Here is a 16,453-nt window from a genome sequence, read left to right as displayed (position 1 = left end):
TTAATTTGCGACTAACTGTTCTTTTATTTTGTCGATAATATTGATTGAAGGATCTGACGCTACAACGCGTAAATCCAGTGTGATGCCAAGATTATTTAACTCATGAAATGCGTTAATATCATCGTCATCTAATGAAACCGCTTTGGTTAACTGTTTTTTACCAGGACGCCAGGCCATGCCGCCAATATTCAGGGTACCTATTTTTACCCCCTGGCGAACCATCGCTAAGGCATCCTGTGGGCGAGTGAAAAGATAAAAAACGGTTTCGTCCTGATATTGCGGGTTGTGATACACCGCGACGGCTTTTTCAATATTGACCACGTTAACTTTCATTCCCGGCGGGGCGGCCTGACGCAATAATGTCCGGCGAACTTCATCGTTATACACCTCGTCATTGCAGATAATAATGCGCTGGGCGTTAGCCACTTTCGACCAGACGGTAGTGACCTGGCCGTGGATTAGGCGGTCATCAATGCGGGCGAGCGTAATGTTCATCAGAAATCCTCCTCTGCCGTTGCCAGTTGTTTCCAGACAACGCAGGTTTGCTTTGCGATTTGCGTCAGGTGTTCACACAGTTCATCAACGTTCATGCTGTCCTGGTTATCGACCAGTTCGAGCGCGAGTGGCAGAGAAAGGCCGCTGATTACCCGCAGACGAGGATTGCGCATCGCAAGCATCGCTGCCGCATTCCACGGGCTGCCGCACTGTAAATCCACGGCGATTAGCCACTCGTCATGATTGTGAATGCTCACTAACTTTTCCAGCTTTGCCACAATGTCTCCGGCGTTCTCGCCGGGCACAAATTCAACTGCCTCGACCCTGGCGTCGCCGTACACCATCTGAACCGATTCCAGCATGGCGCAGGCTAATTTGCCGTGGGCGCAAAAAATGGCATTGACCATAAAGCCTCCTTAGCCGCGCGTTTTTCCGCCCGCAATGTTAGTGGTTACTCCGGTGATATAGCTGGCGCGTTCAGACAGAAGATAACTAACAAAATCAGCGACTTCTGCTAATTTTCCGGCGCGCCCAATAGGAATGGCGTTTTTGGTATAGCCTTCACGCAGCTGTTCGACGGTGATATTGCGCGTCCACGCCAGCGCCTCTTCATATTCCGGCGTGCGCAGCCCGGTTTTTTCCAGAATCCCCGGCGCGATACCGACCACACGGATACCGTGTTTACCCAATTCTTTCGACCAGGAGCGCGTGAAGCTATTGAGTGCGGCTTTGGTGGCGGCGTAACAGCTTTGGCCTTCTGAGCCTTCCAGACCGCTTTCCGAGGAAACATTCACAATCACGCCATCGTGTTGTTTTACCATCTGCCGCGCCACCGCCTGCGACATCAGAAAAACGCCTTTCTGGTTGATATTGACCATTTTTTCGAATGCAGCTTCGTTGAGTTCATACTGCCCGGCAGGCGCTTTCTCATCGACCAGCAGACGCGGGAAATTGACCCCGGCGTTATTGACCAGACCGTCGATGCGACCAAAACGCTGGATAATTTCCGCTACCGTATGATTTACCTCTTTGGCGCTGGAAATATCGGTCGGCCAGAACTGATAACCTTTATGACTTTCATATTGACCATCGCCACCGTGAATATCGACCATCTGAACATTCGCGCCTTGTGCTAATAATTCATCCACAATCGCCAGACCAATACCGGATGCGCCACCGGTGACAATAATGATTTTATCCTGCAAATTTAACCAATTTGGCATAACAGACTCCTGGTTTTAGGTAATAGAGGCCCGCCGTAATTTTTCATTACGGTAAAAGTCGGGCAGATTTTTATTTCAGTAATAGTTCAGCTGTGTTGCTATTCGTTACCAGACAATTAATATATTGCCCACGCAGTGCGCCAATAATTCCGCTATATTTCTCTTCACCTATAGCAATACCAATGGAATAACGTGCCTGCTTTAGTTTATTCATTTCGATAGAGAGTGTTTTCTCGCTCATATTCGTTTCGACCATTGCGCCGTGAATATCAAAAAAGCGTGAGCATATATCACCGGCTACCTGACGGGCATTCAGGTCGTCACTCTCTTCGCCGCCATAAAATGCATGCCAGTTGGCGCCATCGCGAATAGCCGGTGAGCCAATCCCCACCAGGGCGACATCCAGATTATCCCAGTAGGCTGAGATGGTTTTAAAGTGCTGAGACTGCATTATCCCATTACGGATTAAGGGGTTATCCAGCAGAGCTGGAAAATCCGCGAGCTGCGATTCCCCTTTCAGCTTTGCCGCCGCGCTGTAGGTTAATGTGTTTACGTGATAGCGGCTTTCGAGTTTACCGGACGGGCCGCCAATAATCGGCACGCAAATTAACTGCCGCGATTGCCCCGCCTGCGGCAAGTTTTCAACCAGTGCGCTCACTGCGCGGCCCCAGGAAAAACCAACAATATCACCAGGTTCCAGCAAACGATCTAACAATTGCGCGCCGTGTAACCCCATTACCGCCAACTGAGCGTCTTCCTCTTCATCGCGCCCTGATACCACCACAGCTTCTTTCAGACCAAACTTTTGCTTCAGTTGCTGCTCCAGCCAGAGGTTTTCGTTGTAGTCATAGTTGATGGCGATGGTGACAATTCCCTGTTCGCGGCCCCGTTTAAGTAAGCGGCTGATGGTGGTCCGATAAATACCCAGTTCGCGGGCGATTTGCGCCTGCGTCATGTCCTGTTCGTAATAGAGTTGGGCAATCTTCACAATCAAACGGATATCGTCACTGTTTTCCATCGCCGCCTCCTGATTTTGCACATTTGTGCAAATATGCTTTTTAACCGCTTGATCTGATATAACTCCATCATGGTGACCTTTAAAAGCGATTTTTCACTCTTTGTTTGGACTGAAATGGCGCTTTATCTTGCACATTTGTTTCTCTGCGTAGCAGTCATCAGCACAAGTGTGCAGAGATTCGTAATAGGTTGATTATCCTGGTTTTCGCCAGGCAAATTTGCATCGGGCTTCTGGTGACACTTTTGTGATAAAAGGCGCGGCAGATCACATTTAATTTCGACGTTGCCGCATAACCCTGTTTTTCCCCGCTAAGAGGTACGGTATATTCCGCGTTTTACAGGAGAATTTATGCTGCCCGACTCATCAGTCCGTTTAAATAAATACATCAGCGAAAGCGGAATTTGCTCACGCCGCGAAGCGGATCGCTATATCGAGCAAGGCAATGTGTTCCTTAATGGCAAGCGTGCCACCATTGGCGATCAGGTGAAACCCGGCGACGTTGTGAAAGTAAACGGTCAGTTGATTGAGCCTCGGGAAGCCGAAGATTTGGTACTTATCGCCCTGAACAAGCCCGTCGGTATTGTCAGCACCACCGAAGATGGCGAGCGCGATAACATTGTCGATTTCGTTAACCACAGCAAACGCGTGTTCCCGATTGGTCGCCTGGATAAAGATTCCCAGGGGCTGATTTTCCTCACCAACCACGGCGATCTGGTGAATAAGATCCTCCGCGCGGGTAACGATCATGAGAAAGAATATCTGGTGACGGTCGATAAACCGATTACCGAGGAGTTTATTCGCGGCATGAGTGCGGGAGTGCCAATCCTCGGGACGGTGACTAAAAAGTGCAAAGTCAAAAAAGAAGCGCCGTTTGTCTTTCGCATTACGCTGGTGCAGGGGCTGAACCGTCAGATCCGTCGCATGTGCGAGCACTTTGGCTACGAAGTGAAAAAGCTGGAACGTACGCGCATTATGAACGTCAGCTTAAGCGGCATTCCGCTGGGAGAATGGCGCGATTTAACCGACGATGAGCTTATCGATCTCTTTAAGCTCATTGAAAATTCCTCTTCCGAGGCGAAGCCCAAAGCGAAGGCCAAACCGAAAACGGCAGGCATCAAACGCCCGGTGGTGAAGGTAGAAAAAACGGCGGAGAAAGGTGGCCGCCCGGCATCAAACGGCAAGCGTTTCGCCTCGCCGGGGCGGAAGAAAAAAGGTCGTTAATCAGCGTTTGCCGCGCGTCGACGTATTTGCCGACCAACTGAATGACGCTTCAGGATCCGGTTTATAAGCCTGCTTTTTCTTCAACTGGCGGGCTTTTTTCGCTTCAGCCTCACGCTCAACCATTAATTTATCGATGTACTCTTTCTTAATGCTGTTGGTTTCGGCGTTGGTCAGCACGCGACCATGTGCAATACGCGCGCGATCCAGCAGCGTCTTCAGTTCGCGCTGTTCACGCTCAGTCATCTCTTTTTGAGTAATACGGGGGAGTGCCATGATGGTGCCCTCAGTTAATCGGATAGTTCAGTGTACGGGAATTTATTTGCAAGCAGAACTGATAAGATTCATTTGCCTTCTCTTTATTTTTATCTGCTTAGATAATTGGCGATAAATACAGATAAAAATTTAACGAAAATAAATGACCGCTAACTTATAAAATTTAATTAATTCTTTGTTATTCAATACGTTAAAGTTGTAATTTTACTTCTGGCCTGTTTCTCGCAATAACGCTATCTCATTGATAACATCTCTGTTTTCAGTGGTCTGGTACGGGTTAGTTAATATCAAAGGATGAGTCAAATGCCATTAAATGGAGTCAGTGCTGCGATGCGCGAACGGGTATCGCAGCAGTTAAAGGAAATTGAACGTCGCTATGGCGTGAAAGTACTATACGCCTGCGAATCGGGGAGTCGCGGCTGGGGATTTGCTTCGCCCGACAGCGATTACGATGTGCGGTTTTTGTATGTCCATCCGCTGGAATGGTATCTGCGGGTAGAGTCACCGCGCGATGTTATCGAACTGCCCATCGACGACGAACTTGATGTTTCCGGTTGGGAATGGCGCAAAGCGCTGGGATTGCTGAAAGGTGCGAACCCGACGCTAATTGAATGGCTGGATTCACCGGTGGTCTATCAGCAAGATGAAGAGCCGATAACGGCGCTTAAGGCAATGGTCCCAACGTGGTTTTCTCCGCTGCGTGCGCGTTGGCATTACTATTCGATGGCGCAGAAAAACTTCCGCGGCTATTTGCAGGGCGATGAAGTTCGACTGAAAAAATACTTTTACGTGCTGCGTCCGCTGCTGGCCGTGCGCTGGGTTGAAGCGGGAAAAGGCGTACCGCCAATGCGTTTTTCCGAATTGCTGGCGGGAAGTGAGTTGGATGCGGCCTTACGCGCAGAAATAGATGAATTACTGGAACGTAAACAGCGTGCGGGTGAAGCGGAATATGGCCCACGCCGTCCATTGCTACATGCGTTTATCCATGCGGAACTGGCGCGTGGGGAAATTCCGCCTGTGTTACCGGATAGTAGGGATGGTGATACCAGGGAGCTGGATAGGTTGTTGATGGCGACAGTGATGGGAGAATAAATTCGGCCCGGCAAGTATCATCCGGGCCGCACTGTTTTTACTCAAACAAATTACTATGCAGTTTCTGCACCACCTGTTCCGCATCTTCGCCAGGCACCAGGAAGCACAGGTTATGACTGGAAGCGCCGTAGCAAATCATGCGAATGTTGAACGGTTCAAGTACGCCAAACACCTCTTTGCCAACACCACAGGCTTTTGACAGGTCGTTACCAATCAGAGCCACCAGCGCCAGCCCTTCTTCCACTTCTACCCGGCACAGGGCTGAAAGCTCCATCAGCAGCGATTGTGTCAGCAATGTATCGCCAGTTGACGTTGAACCGGTAGTGTCGAGGGTTAACGCCACGCTCACTTCTGACGTAGTAATTAAATCCACTGAAATATTATGCCGTGCGAGAATGCCGAAAACCTCCGCGAGGAAGCCGCGAGAATGCAGCATATTCAGGCTATGCAGGGTTAATAGCGTTTGTTTGCGCCGCAGAGCCAGCGCACGAAACAACGGCGGATTCTCGGTTTTATTACACACCAAAGTACCACCAGCACGCGGATCTTTGCTTGAACCGACAAACACCGGGATATCGCTGCGAACTGCAGGCAGTAAGGTTGCCGGATGAAGTACTTTGGCACCAAAGGTTGCCATTTCAGCTGCTTCTTCAAAGGCGATTTCATCAATTCGTTTGGCATCAGGCACGACGCGCGGGTCGGTAGTATAAATCCCCGGCACATCTGTCCAGATATCGACGCGAGCAGCGTTTAACGCTTCTGCCAATAGTGCCGCCGTGTAGTCACTACCGCCGCGACCAAGCGTTGTGGTTCGCCCTTTACTTTCACTGCCAATAAAGCCCTGGGTGATGACTAAACCTTCGCTGAGACGTGGGGTTAGTTGCAGCGCAGACAGTTCCGCCAGCGCAGCAATATCTGGCTCCGCGCGGCCAAAGCGATCGTTTGTGCGCATCACTTTACGCACATCAAACCACTGGGCCTGAACATTGCGCTCACGCAGAATCTCCACAAACAGTAGGGTAGACATCAGTTCGCCGTGGCTGACCAGTTCATCAGTTAGCGCTGGAGAGGTTGCCAGTGCAGCAGCTTCGGCCAGAACGGTAATGTTCTCCAGCAAACGTTCAATCTCTTCACGGATGACGTTCGGGTAACGCAGGCGCTCCAGAATGGCGAACTGAATATTGCGAATGGCATCGAGTTTTTCGAAACGCTCAACCGGTTCCAGACCTTCAGCCAGTGCAACCAACAGATTGGTAATGCCCGCAGAAGCAGAAAGCACGACTAAACGCACATTCACATCAGAAAGCACAATGTCGGCGCTGCGGTTCATGGCGTCGAAATCAGCCACGCTAGTACCACCAAATTTGGAGACAACAATATCGGGCATAACAACCTCGTGTCAGGGAATGAAAGAAGCGACCTTGGCACAAAGGCAAAACAGAAACCGGTGCAGGCGCAGACCGTATTTATAAATAAAAGGTGTAGGGGAGTGTGTCAACGCCGGGATTATGCGGATTATTCATGCAGCGGGCGTGGTCAGAAATTGTGCTTATAACGTCTATACTTTTTATCCTCTTCAGTGGTTAGCTGAGCTAACGGCACTAAAACCATCACATTTTTCTGTGACTGGCGCTACAATCTTCCACAGTCACAATTCTCAATATCAGAAGAGTATTGCTAATGAAAAACATCAATCCAACGCAGACCGCGGCCTGGCAGGCACTACAGAAACACTTCGATGAAATGAAAGACGTTACGATCGCCGATCTTTTTGCTAAAGACGGCGATCGTTTTTCTAAGTTCTCCGCAACCTTCGACGATCAGATGCTGGTGGATTACTCCAAAAACCGCATCACCGAAGAAACGCTGGCGAAATTACAGGATCTGGCGAAAGAGTGCGATCTGGCGGGCGCGATTAAGTCGATGTTCTCTGGCGAGAAGATCAACCGCACCGAAAACCGCGCCGTGCTGCACGTAGCGCTGCGTAACCGTAGCAATACGCCGATTTTGGTTGATGGCAAAGATGTTATGCCGGAAGTCAACGCGGTGCTGGAGAAGATGAAAACCTTCTCGGAAGCGATTATTTCTGGTGAGTGGAAAGGCTATACCGGCAAAGCCATCACCGACGTGGTGAATATTGGGATCGGCGGTTCTGACCTTGGTCCGTACATGGTGACTGAAGCGCTGCGCCCTTACAAAAACCACCTGAACATGCACTTTGTTTCTAACGTTGATGGGACTCACATCGCGGAAGTGCTGAAAAAAGTAAACCCGGAAACCACGCTGTTCCTGGTAGCATCTAAAACCTTCACTACTCAGGAAACCATGACCAACGCCCATAGCGCGCGTGACTGGTTCCTGAAAGCGGCAGGTGATGAAAAACACGTTGCGAAACACTTTGCGGCGCTCTCCACCAATGGCAAAGCGGTTAGCGAGTTTGGTATTGATACTGCCAACATGTTCGAGTTCTGGGACTGGGTTGGCGGCCGTTACTCTTTGTGGTCAGCGATTGGCCTGTCGATTGTTCTCTCCATCGGCTTTGATAACTTCGTTGAGCTGCTTTCCGGCGCGCACGCAATGGACAAGCATTTCTCCACCACGCCTGCCGAGAAAAACCTACCTGTACTGCTGGCGCTGATTGGCATCTGGTACAACAATTTCTTTGGCGCGGAAACTGAAGCGATTCTGCCATATGACCAGTATATGCACCGTTTCGCGGCGTACTTCCAGCAGGGCAATATGGAGTCCAACGGTAAGTATGTTGACCGTAACGGTAACGTCGTGGATTACCAGACTGGCCCGATTATCTGGGGTGAACCTGGCACGAACGGTCAGCACGCGTTCTACCAGCTGATCCACCAGGGAACCAAAATGGTGCCGTGCGATTTCATCGCTCCGGCTATCACCCATAACCCGCTCTCTGATCATCACCAGAAACTGCTGTCTAACTTCTTCGCTCAGACCGAAGCGCTGGCGTTTGGTAAATCCCGCGAAGTGGTTGAGCAGGAATATCGCGATCAGGGTAAAGATCCGGCAACGCTTGACTACGTGGTGCCGTTTAAAGTGTTCGAAGGTAACCGCCCGACCAACTCCATCCTGCTGCGTGAAATCACTCCGTTCAGCCTGGGTGCGTTGATTGCGCTGTATGAGCACAAAATCTTTACTCAGGGCGTGATCCTGAACATCTTCACCTTCGACCAGTGGGGCGTGGAGCTGGGTAAACAACTGGCGAACCGTATTCTGCCAGAGTTGAAAGATGATAAAGAAATCAGCAGCCACGATAGCTCGACCAATGGTCTGATTAACCGCTATAAAGCGTGGCGCGGTTAATTTAAAAACCTTAATAACAATGCCGACGTTATGTCGGCATTTTTTTATCAGATAAATCCCCTTGTCGGAGATTTAACGAAAATCATACCGTGAGGTTAATCCTAAAATAGATTTTTAGCCTGCAATAATTTCGGAAAATACGCAGATTAATTACTTTTTGTTGTATTTTAACTTCATGATTTTTAATCTTATTTATATATAAGTTAAAGCTTGTATTTGATATTCACTCCAATTATCCTAAAACTCCTTCACTAATTACCCGCGCCGTAATTCGCATGCTTTAGTTGTGTATACTCGATCCCGCCCGAAATGTTTTTGGGTAAATCTCCATTCATTCAATGAAGGGAAATTGTTATGAAAAAAGTTCTGTATGGCATTTTTGCCATATCTGCGCTTGCGGCGACTTCTGCGTGGGCTGCACCTGTACAGGTGGGCGAAGCGGCAGGGTCGGCAGCAACGTCGGTTTCGGCGGGGAGTTCCTCCGCGACCAGCGTCAGCACCGTAAGCTCGGCGGTGGGTGTCGCGCTCGCGGCAACCGGTGGCGGTGATGGTTCTAATACCGGGACCACAACAACCACAACCACCAGTACCCAGTAATAACGGTACTTTTAACCATAACCACACTCCGGTGTGGTTATTCTGCCCCTCTGGAGAAGAGTCGTGAAGCGACCTGCACTCATTCTTATCTGCCTGTTATTACAGGCCTGTTCATCCACGACTAAAGAGCTGGGTAATTCACTGTGGGACAGTCTGTTCGGTACGCCAGGCGTACAGCTGACGGACGATGATATTCAAAATATGCCCTACGCCAGCCAGTACATGCAGCTTAATGGCGGGCCGCAGTTATTTGTGGTGCTGGCCTTCGCTGAAGACGGACAACAAAAATGGGTCACTCAGGATCAGGCCACTCTCGTCACACAACATGGTCGTCTGGTGAAGACTTTGCTTGGCGGCGACAACCTGATTGAAGTGAATAACCTTGCCACTGACCCGCTGATTAAACCCGCACAAATTGTTGATGGCGCAACCTGGACTCGCACGATGGGCTGGACCGAGTACCAGCAGGTACGCTACGCCACCGCACGCTCAGTCTTCAAATGGGATGGCACCGATACCGTCAAAGTCGGCAGCGATGAAACCCCGGTTCGCGTGCTGGACGAAGAAGTCTCCACCGACCAGGCGCGCTGGCATAACCGCTATTGGATCGACAGCGAAGGGCAAATTCGCCAGTCGGAACAGTATCTCGGCGCGGATTATTTCCCGGTGAAAACCACTCTCATCAAGGCGGCAAAACAATGATTAAACAAACTATTGTCGCGTTGCTTTTGAGTGTGGGAGCGTCATCGGTCTTCGCGGCAGGAACCGTCAAGGTGTTCAGCAATGGCAGCAGTGAGGCCAAAACGCTAACGGGCGCAGAGCATTTAATCGATCTGGTAGGCCAACCGCGGCTGGCAAACAGCTGGTGGCCTGGTGCGGTGATTAGCGAAGAGCTGGCAACGGCGGCAGCATTGCGTCAGCAGCAGGCGTTGCTGACACGGCTGGCAGAACAGGGCGCAGATTCCAGCGCCGACGATGCCGCTGCGATTAACGCCTTACGCCAGCAAATTCAGGCGTTGAAGGTGACGGGCAGACAAAAAATCAATCTTGATCCCGATATCGTCCGCGTTGCCGAACGCGGTAACCCGCCGTTGCAGGGCAACTACACACTGTGGGTCGGACCGCCGCCGTCAACGGTCACGTTGTTCGGGCTTATCAGCCGTCCTGGCAAGCAGCCATTCACTCCCGGTCGCGACGTGGCGAGCTATCTCTCTGACCAGAGCCTGCTCAGCGGTGCGGATCGCAGCTACGCGTGGGTGGTTTACCCGGACGGACGCACGCAAAAAGCGCCGGTGGCTTACTGGAACAAGCGTCACGTAGAGCCGATGCCCGGCAGCATTATTTATGTTGGCCTCGCAGACTCCGTCTGGAGTGAGACACCTGATGTTCTTAACGCCGACATTCTTCAGACTCTGACGCAGCGGATACCCCAATAATGAAAAAAAGACATCTGCTTAGCTTACTGGCGCTGGGCATTAGCATGGCTTGCTACGGCGAAACATATCCTGCGCCCATTGGTCCGTCGCAGTCGGATTTCGGTGGCGTAGGATTATTACAAACGCCCACCGCACGCATGGCGCGGGAAGGGGAGTTGAGCCTGAACTATCGCGATAACGATCAGTACCGTTATTACTCAGCTTCAGTGCAACTCTTCCCGTGGCTGGAAACAACGCTGCGCTACACCGACGTGCGCACCCGGCAGTACAGCAGCGTCGAAGCGTTCTCTGGCGATCAAACGTATAAAGATAAAGCCTTCGATCTCAAACTGCGTTTGTGGGAAGAGAGTTATTGGCTGCCGCAAGTGGCGGTTGGTGCGCGGGATATCGGCGGTACGGGGCTGTTCGATGCAGAATATCTTGTTGCCAGCAAAGCCTGGGGGCCGTTCGATTTTACGCTCGGCCTGGGCTGGGGATATCTGGGCACCAGCGGTAATGTGAAAAATCCGCTCTGTTCAGCCAGTGATAAATATTGCTATCGCGATAACAGCTACAAACAGGCGGGATCTATCGACGGTAGCCAGATGTTCCACGGTCCTGCCTCACTGTTTGGCGGCGTGGAATACCAGACGCCCTGGCAACCGCTGCGCCTGAAACTGGAGTATGAAGGCAATAATTATCAGCAGGATTTTGCCGGGAAGCTGGAGCAAAAAAGTAAGTTTAACGTCGGTGCGATTTATCGCGTTACCGATTGGGCCGACGTTAACCTTAGCTATGAACGTGGTAACACCTTTATGTTTGGCGTCACGCTGCGCACCAACTTTAACGATCTACGTCCTTCGTACAACGATAACGCCCGCCCGCAATATCAACCGCAGCCACAGGATGCCATTTTGCAGCATTCGGTGGTGGCGAATCAGTTAACGCTGTTGAAATACAACGCCGGACTTGCCGATCCGCAGATCCAGGCGAAAGGCGATACGCTGTATGTCACCGGCGAGCAGGTGAAATATCGTGATTCGCGTGAAGGGATCATCCGTGCTAATCGGATCGTGATGAACGATCTGCCGGATGGGATCAAAACGATCCGCATTACGGAGAATCGCCTTAACATGCCGCAGGTGACGACGGAAACCGATGTCGCCAGTCTGAAAAATCATCTCGCCGGAGAGCCGTTGGGCCATGAAACGAAGCTGGCGCAAAAACGCGTCGAGCCAGTGGTTCCGAAGTCCACCGAGCAGGGTTGGTATATCGACAAATCGCGTTTTGATTTCCATATCGATCCGGTGCTGAACCAGTCGGTCGGTGGCCCGGAAAACTTTTACATGTATCAGCTGGGCGTGATGGGAACGGCAGATTTGTGGCTGACGGACCATCTGCTGACCACCGGCAGCCTGTTTGCTAACCTGGCTAACAACTACGACAAGTTTAACTACACCAATCCACCGCAGGACTCACACTTACCGCGCGTTCGTACCCGTGTGCGCGAGTATGTGCAGAACGATGTCTATGTGAATAACCTGCAAGCCAACTACTTCCAGCATCTGGGCAACGGCTTCTACGGTCAGGTCTACGGAGGTTATCTCGAAACCATGTTTGGCGGTGCGGGGGCAGAAGTGTTGTATCGCCCGCTGGACAGCAACTGGGCGTTTGGTCTGGATGCCAACTACGTTAAACAGCGCGACTGGCGTAGCGCAAAAGATATGATGAAATTCACCGACTACAGCGTGAAAACCGGACATCTGACCGCATACTGGACGCCATCTTTTGCTCAGGATGTGTTAGTGAAAGCGAGCGTCGGGCAGTATCTGGCAGGGGATAAAGGCGGCACGCTGGAAATAGCCAAACGCTTTGACAGCGGCGTGGTGGTGGGTGGCTATGCCACGATCACCAACGTTTCGAAAGAGGAGTACGGCGAAGGGGACTTCACCAAAGGTGTGTATGTCTCTGTACCGCTGGATCTCTTCTCGTCTGGCCCGACACGCAGCCGTGCGGCGATTGGCTGGACGCCGCTGACGCGTGACGGTGGTCAGCAACTTGGGCGTAAGTTCCAGTTGTATGACATGACTAGCGACCGTAGCGTCAATTTCCGCTAAGTCATCGGAAAGGTGCCAGTTTTCGCACTCACTGGCACCTTCATTCTTAATGGCCTGTTGAGCCATCAGGAACGCAGTTCACCCCCGGTTTGCGATCTGGTGTGTAAAGGCGAAAACATTCTGTCTTCCTGTCCGTCGATATCGGTTGCAGGTCTGGTTGCCTGAGCGACTGGGCCATCATTGGGCTGGAGACATTGCTTTGCGGTAGGTCGGCTTTATCAGCAGTACCGAGCGGACCAGCATAAGCAGGAAGAACAGAGACTGATAACAACAAAGCAGCAAAATAAGGCTTCATTTTTACCACCTTTATCAGGTTACGTTTCATTTGTTCCAGAGGAACATTGTCGATTTTTCGCGCATTGCTGGTGGCTGGGAATCACCTGAATGGGTGATTTTTTGGGCTATGTGTTTTGCCAGATGCGACGTTGATGGGAGATGCCCACTTAATCGAGCTGAACAAAACATACACAAAAAATATAGATCTCCGTCACATTTTTACGTTATACAGGAAGCTCGCCACTGTGAAGGAGGTACTGCTATGACGTCACTCTCTCGTCCGCGCGTGGAGTTTATCTCCACCATTTTGCAGACCGTACTCAATCTTGGCCTGTTGTGCCTCGGCCTGATTTTGGTTGTCTTCCTCGGCAAAGAAACGGTGCATCTGGCTGATGTGCTGTTCGCGCCAGAACAAACCAGCAAATATGAGCTGGTAGAAGGGCTGGTGGTTTATTTTCTCTATTTCGAATTTATCGCGCTGATTGTGAAGTACTTTCAGTCCGGTTTTCACTTCCCGCTACGTTACTTTGTCTATATCGGGATCACCGCCATTGTGCGCTTGATCATCGTCGATCATAAATCGCCGCTGGATGTGTTGATCTACTCGGCAGCGATCCTGTTGCTGGTGATCACCCTGTGGTTATGTAATTCGAAACGGCTGAAGCGGGAGTAAAAAAGAGGCGCTCCGAAGAGCGCCGAATAACAGTCACAAGTTAGGATAACGTAAGTTGAGGGTCTAGCGGCATAACATTGGCAGAACAACATCTTTAACCTTTCACACCACCTGCCGTCAGGCCGTTAACCAGCCAGCGCTGAGCCAGCAAGAAGACGATGGTGATTGGTAATGCAGACATCACGGCAGCGGCAGCAAAGTCGCCCCACAGGTAGTTTTGCGGGTTGAGGTATTGCTGCATACCCACGGCCAGGGTGTAACTGTTCACGTCACGCAGTAACAACGACGCGACCGGAACTTCGGTAATGGCAGCGATAAACGACAGGATGAACACCACCGCCAGAATCGGTACAGATAATGGCAACAGGACGAGGCGGAAAGCCTGCCACGGTGTCGCACCATCCAGCGCCGCCGCTTCTTCCAGCGAGCTGTCGATGGTTTCGAAATAGCCTTTAATCGTCCAGACGTGCAGCGCAATCCCCCCCAGGTATGCGAAAATCACACCACCGTGGGTATTCAGGCCGATGAACGGAATGTATTCACCCAGACGATCAAACAACGCATACAACGCCACCAGTGAGAGTACTGCCGGGAACATCTGGAAAATCAGCATCCCTTTCAGCAGCGTCGCTTTGCCAGGGAAGCGCATACGGGCGAAGGCGTAGGCGCAGGTGGTGGAGAGCGCCACAATACCAATCGCGGAAATACCGGCGACCTTTACCGAGTTCCACAGCCACAGCAGTACCGGGAATGGTGGTGGCGTAATGCGGCCATCCGCCTGTTCAACGCTAAAACCTAACGCCAGTTTCCAGTGATCCCACGAGATTTGCTCCGGGATCAGGCTACCGGTCGCGAAGTTCCCCTGGCGCAGCGAGATGGCGACGACCATCAGCAGCGGGAACATAATCGCCGCGATAAAAAGTAGGAGTAGCAGGTGAGTAATAAACAAACGTGCTTTTTGCGATTTCGGTTGGACCATTGCCATTTTTGTTATCTCCCTTAATCAAACTTCATTCGCGTGGCTTTCAGGTTCACTATCGCCAGCGCACCCACCAGCAGGAAGATCAGCGTGGCAATCGCCGCCGCCAGACCGAAGTCCTGACCCCCGCCGCCTTCAAAGGCGATACGGTAGGTGTAGTTAACGAGCAGGTCGGTATAACCGGCTGGCGTGGTCGTGCCAAGACGATCCGGGCCGCCGTTGGTTAACAGTTGAATCAGCACGAAGTTGTTAAAGTTAAAGGCAAAGCTGGCGATCATTAGTGGTGTGAGCGGCTTGATCAGCAGCGGTAGCGTAATTTTGAAGAAGTTCTGGAACGGACCTGCGCCATCCATCGCTGAGGCCTCATACAGATCGTCCGGAATCGCTTTCAGCAAGCCCATGCAGAGGATCATCATGTATGGATAACCCAGCCAGGTGTTGACGATAATCAGCATCGTTCTGGCGGTGGTTGGATCGCTGAACCAGGCGGGCTTCACACCAAACAGCGCGCTCAACATCATGTTGATTTCACCAAAGCTCTGATTGAACAACCCTTTGAAAATCAAGATTGAAATGAACGATGGCACCGCGTAGGGCAGAATAAGCAGGACACGATAGACAGCTTTGCCGCGCAATGCTTCCCACTGCACCAGACACGCCAGAACCATGCCGACCGCCACCGTTAAAAAGACGGTGATAAGTGAGAACACCACGGTCCAGACGAAAATGGCGAGGAACGGTTTCTGAATACCTTCGTCGGTGAAGACGCGGGTAAAGTTTTTCCAGCCAGTAGTCACGGTATAGCCTGGACTGAGTTTATCGTCACCCCAGTTGCCGTCAGCAGTGATGGACTGGTAAAAACCAATCTGGTCGTTTGGACGATATTTTATGCCACTCTGGTTATTGGTCAGCGTACCGTCATCGCCTAATGTGTACAGCGGCTGAGTGCCGGAGAACTGGCGCAGGGAGCTCATCATCACTTTGTTGCCATCCGGCAGAATGGCGGTAATGTTGCTCAGGGCTTGACGATTCTGGGTAATCACGCGCAGATTCGCGCGCTCGCCTTCAGGCTGCGTGGCCGTTTCTTTCAGTTGCAGTTTTTGCTCGCCGCCAAATTTGAAAGCGTCTGAGAGATAATTTTTACCGATTTCGCCGTCGGTGAGCGCCAGTTGCCACTCATCACCCGCGGGATAAAGACCAAAGTTATAGGTTTTCCCTGCCTGCCAGGCGCGGTCCAACAGAACTTCCTGAGCGCGTTCAAAGGTAAGCTGGTTGGTGCTGCTGTAGTTGGTGAAGGCGATGGCGATGGTGCAGACCAGAGGGAAGAGAACGAATAGCCCCATCCCGGCCATTCCCGGGTAGACATAGCGCCAGGCGTAGGCTTTACGATTGGCGAAAATATAGAGCCCCGCTGAGCTCAAAATTAGCGTGGTAATGGCGAACAGGTATTCCCCTTGTGCGTACATTAAAACAACAAGGTAACCCACCAGCAGGCCGAGCAGACCTAACACTGACCATTTCAGCGCGTCGCTTTGCCACCAATGTTTCTTTTTAATGACATCCATGGGGTTCTTCCTCATTCCAGGACAGATAAGGCGTTTACGCCGCATCCGGCAACAACTGCCTGATGCGACGCTGGCGCGTCTTATCAGGCCTACATACGTTTCGGCTTCGTAGGCCGGATAAGGCGTTTACGCCGCATCCGGCAACAACTGCCTGATGCGACGCTGACGCGTCTTATCAG

Annotated in this window: 17 protein-coding genes; 8 read left to right on the top strand and 9 right to left on the bottom strand. The window is 51.4% G+C overall.

Annotated elements, in window-relative coordinates:
* The 4 genes from FFT88_RS22090 to FFT88_RS22075 all read right to left on the bottom strand — a co-directional run bounded on the left by FFT88_RS22090 (position 1) and on the right by FFT88_RS22075 (position 2,736).
* Entirely contained in the window at positions 1-495 is a 495-nt protein-coding gene (locus FFT88_RS22090) for a PTS system mannose/fructose/N-acetylgalactosamine-transporter subunit IIB (protein WP_135405630.1), read from the bottom strand.
* Entirely contained in the window at positions 495-902 is a 408-nt protein-coding gene (locus tag FFT88_RS22085) for a mannose/fructose/sorbose PTS transporter subunit IIA (RefSeq protein ID WP_135405631.1), read from the bottom strand. The genes FFT88_RS22090 and FFT88_RS22085 overlap by 1 nt, the downstream gene beginning before the upstream one ends.
* 9 nt (positions 903-911) lie before the next feature.
* Positions 912-1,718: an SDR family oxidoreductase gene (locus tag FFT88_RS22080; protein WP_135405632.1), complete on the bottom strand. Its 807-nt coding sequence runs from the start codon at positions 1,716-1,718 to the stop codon at positions 912-914.
* Positions 1,719-1,788: 70 nt separating this feature from the next.
* On the bottom strand, positions 1,789-2,736 hold the full coding sequence (locus FFT88_RS22075) for a sugar-binding transcriptional regulator (RefSeq protein WP_135405633.1): 948 nt from the start codon (positions 2,734-2,736) through the stop codon (positions 1,789-1,791).
* A gap of 348 nt (positions 2,737-3,084) precedes the next feature.
* Between FFT88_RS22075 and rluF the strand changes: the two genes are divergently transcribed.
* Entirely contained in the window at positions 3,085-3,957 is an 873-nt protein-coding gene (gene rluF / locus FFT88_RS22070; protein ID WP_130218604.1) for a 23S rRNA pseudouridine(2604) synthase RluF, read from the top strand.
* Here rluF and FFT88_RS22065 read toward each other — a convergent pair whose 3' ends face one another.
* Positions 3,958-4,230 (bottom strand): DUF3811 domain-containing protein, encoded by a 273-nt coding sequence (locus FFT88_RS22065; RefSeq protein WP_001207629.1) that lies wholly within the window; start codon positions 4,228-4,230, stop codon positions 3,958-3,960. It lies immediately after the preceding gene.
* Positions 4,231-4,533: 303 nt separating this feature from the next.
* On the opposite strand from FFT88_RS22065, the gene FFT88_RS22060 reads away from it, so the two are divergent.
* A complete protein-coding gene (locus FFT88_RS22060) occupies positions 4,534-5,322 on the top strand; it encodes a nucleotidyltransferase domain-containing protein (protein WP_135405634.1) in 789 nt (262 codons plus the stop codon).
* A 37-nt stretch (positions 5,323-5,359) separates the two neighbouring features.
* Here the strand turns inward: FFT88_RS22060 and lysC are convergent, their stop codons facing one another.
* Positions 5,360-6,709, bottom strand: coding sequence for a lysine-sensitive aspartokinase 3 (lysC, locus tag FFT88_RS22055; protein ID WP_130224367.1), 1,350 nt, complete (start codon positions 6,707-6,709; stop codon positions 5,360-5,362).
* Between the two features lie 293 nt (positions 6,710-7,002).
* On the opposite strand from lysC, the gene pgi reads away from it, so the two are divergent.
* The 5 genes from pgi (at position 7,003) to FFT88_RS22030 (ending at position 12,781) form a co-directional block, all read left to right on the top strand.
* Positions 7,003-8,652, top strand: coding sequence for a glucose-6-phosphate isomerase (gene pgi / locus FFT88_RS22050; protein WP_130224365.1), 1,650 nt, complete (start codon positions 7,003-7,005; stop codon positions 8,650-8,652).
* Positions 8,653-9,006: 354 nt separating this feature from the next.
* A complete protein-coding gene (yjbE, locus tag FFT88_RS22045) occupies positions 9,007-9,249 on the top strand; it encodes an exopolysaccharide production protein YjbE (protein ID WP_000757333.1) in 243 nt (80 codons plus the stop codon).
* A gap of 63 nt (positions 9,250-9,312) precedes the next feature.
* Positions 9,313-9,951 (top strand): YjbF family lipoprotein, encoded by a 639-nt coding sequence (locus tag FFT88_RS22040; RefSeq protein ID WP_135405635.1) that lies wholly within the window; start codon positions 9,313-9,315, stop codon positions 9,949-9,951.
* A complete protein-coding gene (locus tag FFT88_RS22035; RefSeq protein ID WP_135405636.1) occupies positions 9,948-10,685 on the top strand; it encodes a capsule biosynthesis GfcC family protein in 738 nt (245 codons plus the stop codon). The genes FFT88_RS22040 and FFT88_RS22035 overlap by 4 nt, the downstream gene beginning before the upstream one ends.
* Complete coding sequence (locus FFT88_RS22030) at positions 10,685-12,781, top strand: YjbH domain-containing protein (protein WP_135405637.1); 2,097 nt, start codon at positions 10,685-10,687, stop codon at positions 12,779-12,781. Before FFT88_RS22035 ends, FFT88_RS22030 begins: the two co-directional genes overlap by 1 nt.
* Before the next feature lie 46 nt (positions 12,782-12,827).
* Here FFT88_RS22030 and FFT88_RS22025 read toward each other — a convergent pair whose 3' ends face one another.
* A complete protein-coding gene (locus FFT88_RS22025) occupies positions 12,828-13,106 on the bottom strand; it encodes a hypothetical protein (RefSeq protein ID WP_024212568.1) in 279 nt (92 codons plus the stop codon).
* A gap of 213 nt (positions 13,107-13,319) precedes the next feature.
* Between FFT88_RS22025 and psiE the strand changes: the two genes are divergently transcribed.
* The gene (gene psiE, locus FFT88_RS22020; RefSeq protein ID WP_000202902.1) at positions 13,320-13,730 is read left to right on the top strand and encodes a phosphate-starvation-inducible protein PsiE; all 411 of its coding nucleotides are present in this window, start codon (positions 13,320-13,322) and stop codon (positions 13,728-13,730) included.
* Positions 13,731-13,824: 94 nt separating this feature from the next.
* Here the strand turns inward: psiE and malG are convergent, their stop codons facing one another.
* Both malG and malF read right to left on the bottom strand, forming a co-directional pair.
* Positions 13,825-14,715 carry a maltose ABC transporter permease MalG gene (gene malG / locus FFT88_RS22015; RefSeq protein ID WP_001252058.1) on the bottom strand — a complete coding sequence of 297 codons (891 nt, stop codon included), beginning with the start codon at positions 14,713-14,715 and terminating at the stop codon, positions 13,825-13,827.
* Between the two features lie 14 nt (positions 14,716-14,729).
* Positions 14,730-16,274, bottom strand: coding sequence for a maltose ABC transporter permease MalF (malF, locus tag FFT88_RS22010; protein WP_135405638.1), 1,545 nt, complete (start codon positions 16,272-16,274; stop codon positions 14,730-14,732).
* Positions 16,275-16,453 lie beyond the last annotated feature (179 nt).

This window comes from Escherichia sp. E4930 (assembly GCF_005845405.1).
In the GTDB taxonomy this organism is placed as follows: domain Bacteria; phylum Pseudomonadota; class Gammaproteobacteria; order Enterobacterales; family Enterobacteriaceae; genus Escherichia.
Note: the sequence above shows the minus strand (reverse complement) of the source record. Positions and strands in the feature narration are given on the sequence as shown.

Bases quoted from the DNA above. Each gene is read 5' to 3' on its own strand.
- psiE (WP_000202902.1), top strand. From the start codon at position 13,320: ATGACGTCACTCTCTCGTCCGCGCGTGGAGTTTATCTCCACCATTTTG.
- FFT88_RS22060 (WP_135405634.1), top strand. From the start codon at position 4,534: ATGCCATTAAATGGAGTCAGTGCTGCGATGCGCGAACGGGTATCGCAG.
- FFT88_RS22085 (WP_135405631.1), bottom strand. From the start codon at position 902: ATGGTCAATGCCATTTTTTGCGCCCACGGCAAATTAGCCTGCGCCATG.
- pgi (WP_130224365.1), top strand. From the start codon at position 7,003: ATGAAAAACATCAATCCAACGCAGACCGCGGCCTGGCAGGCACTACAG.
- FFT88_RS22025 (WP_024212568.1), bottom strand. From the start codon at position 13,106: ATGAAACGTAACCTGATAAAGGTGGTAAAAATGAAGCCTTATTTTGCT.
- FFT88_RS22075 (WP_135405633.1), bottom strand. From the start codon at position 2,736: ATGGAAAACAGTGACGATATCCGTTTGATTGTGAAGATTGCCCAACTC.
- rluF (WP_130218604.1), top strand. From the start codon at position 3,085: ATGCTGCCCGACTCATCAGTCCGTTTAAATAAATACATCAGCGAAAGC.
- FFT88_RS22030 (WP_135405637.1), top strand. From the start codon at position 10,685: ATGAAAAAAAGACATCTGCTTAGCTTACTGGCGCTGGGCATTAGCATG.
- FFT88_RS22065 (WP_001207629.1), bottom strand. From the start codon at position 4,230: ATGGCACTCCCCCGTATTACTCAAAAAGAGATGACTGAGCGTGAACAG.
- FFT88_RS22080 (WP_135405632.1), bottom strand. From the start codon at position 1,718: ATGCCAAATTGGTTAAATTTGCAGGATAAAATCATTATTGTCACCGGT.
- yjbE (WP_000757333.1), top strand. From the start codon at position 9,007: ATGAAAAAAGTTCTGTATGGCATTTTTGCCATATCTGCGCTTGCGGCG.
- FFT88_RS22035 (WP_135405636.1), top strand. From the start codon at position 9,948: ATGATTAAACAAACTATTGTCGCGTTGCTTTTGAGTGTGGGAGCGTCA.
- malF (WP_135405638.1), bottom strand. From the start codon at position 16,274: ATGGATGTCATTAAAAAGAAACATTGGTGGCAAAGCGACGCGCTGAAA.
- lysC (WP_130224367.1), bottom strand. From the start codon at position 6,709: ATGCCCGATATTGTTGTCTCCAAATTTGGTGGTACTAGCGTGGCTGAT.
- FFT88_RS22090 (WP_135405630.1), bottom strand. From the start codon at position 495: ATGAACATTACGCTCGCCCGCATTGATGACCGCCTAATCCACGGCCAG.
- malG (WP_001252058.1), bottom strand. From the start codon at position 14,715: ATGGCAATGGTCCAACCGAAATCGCAAAAAGCACGTTTGTTTATTACT.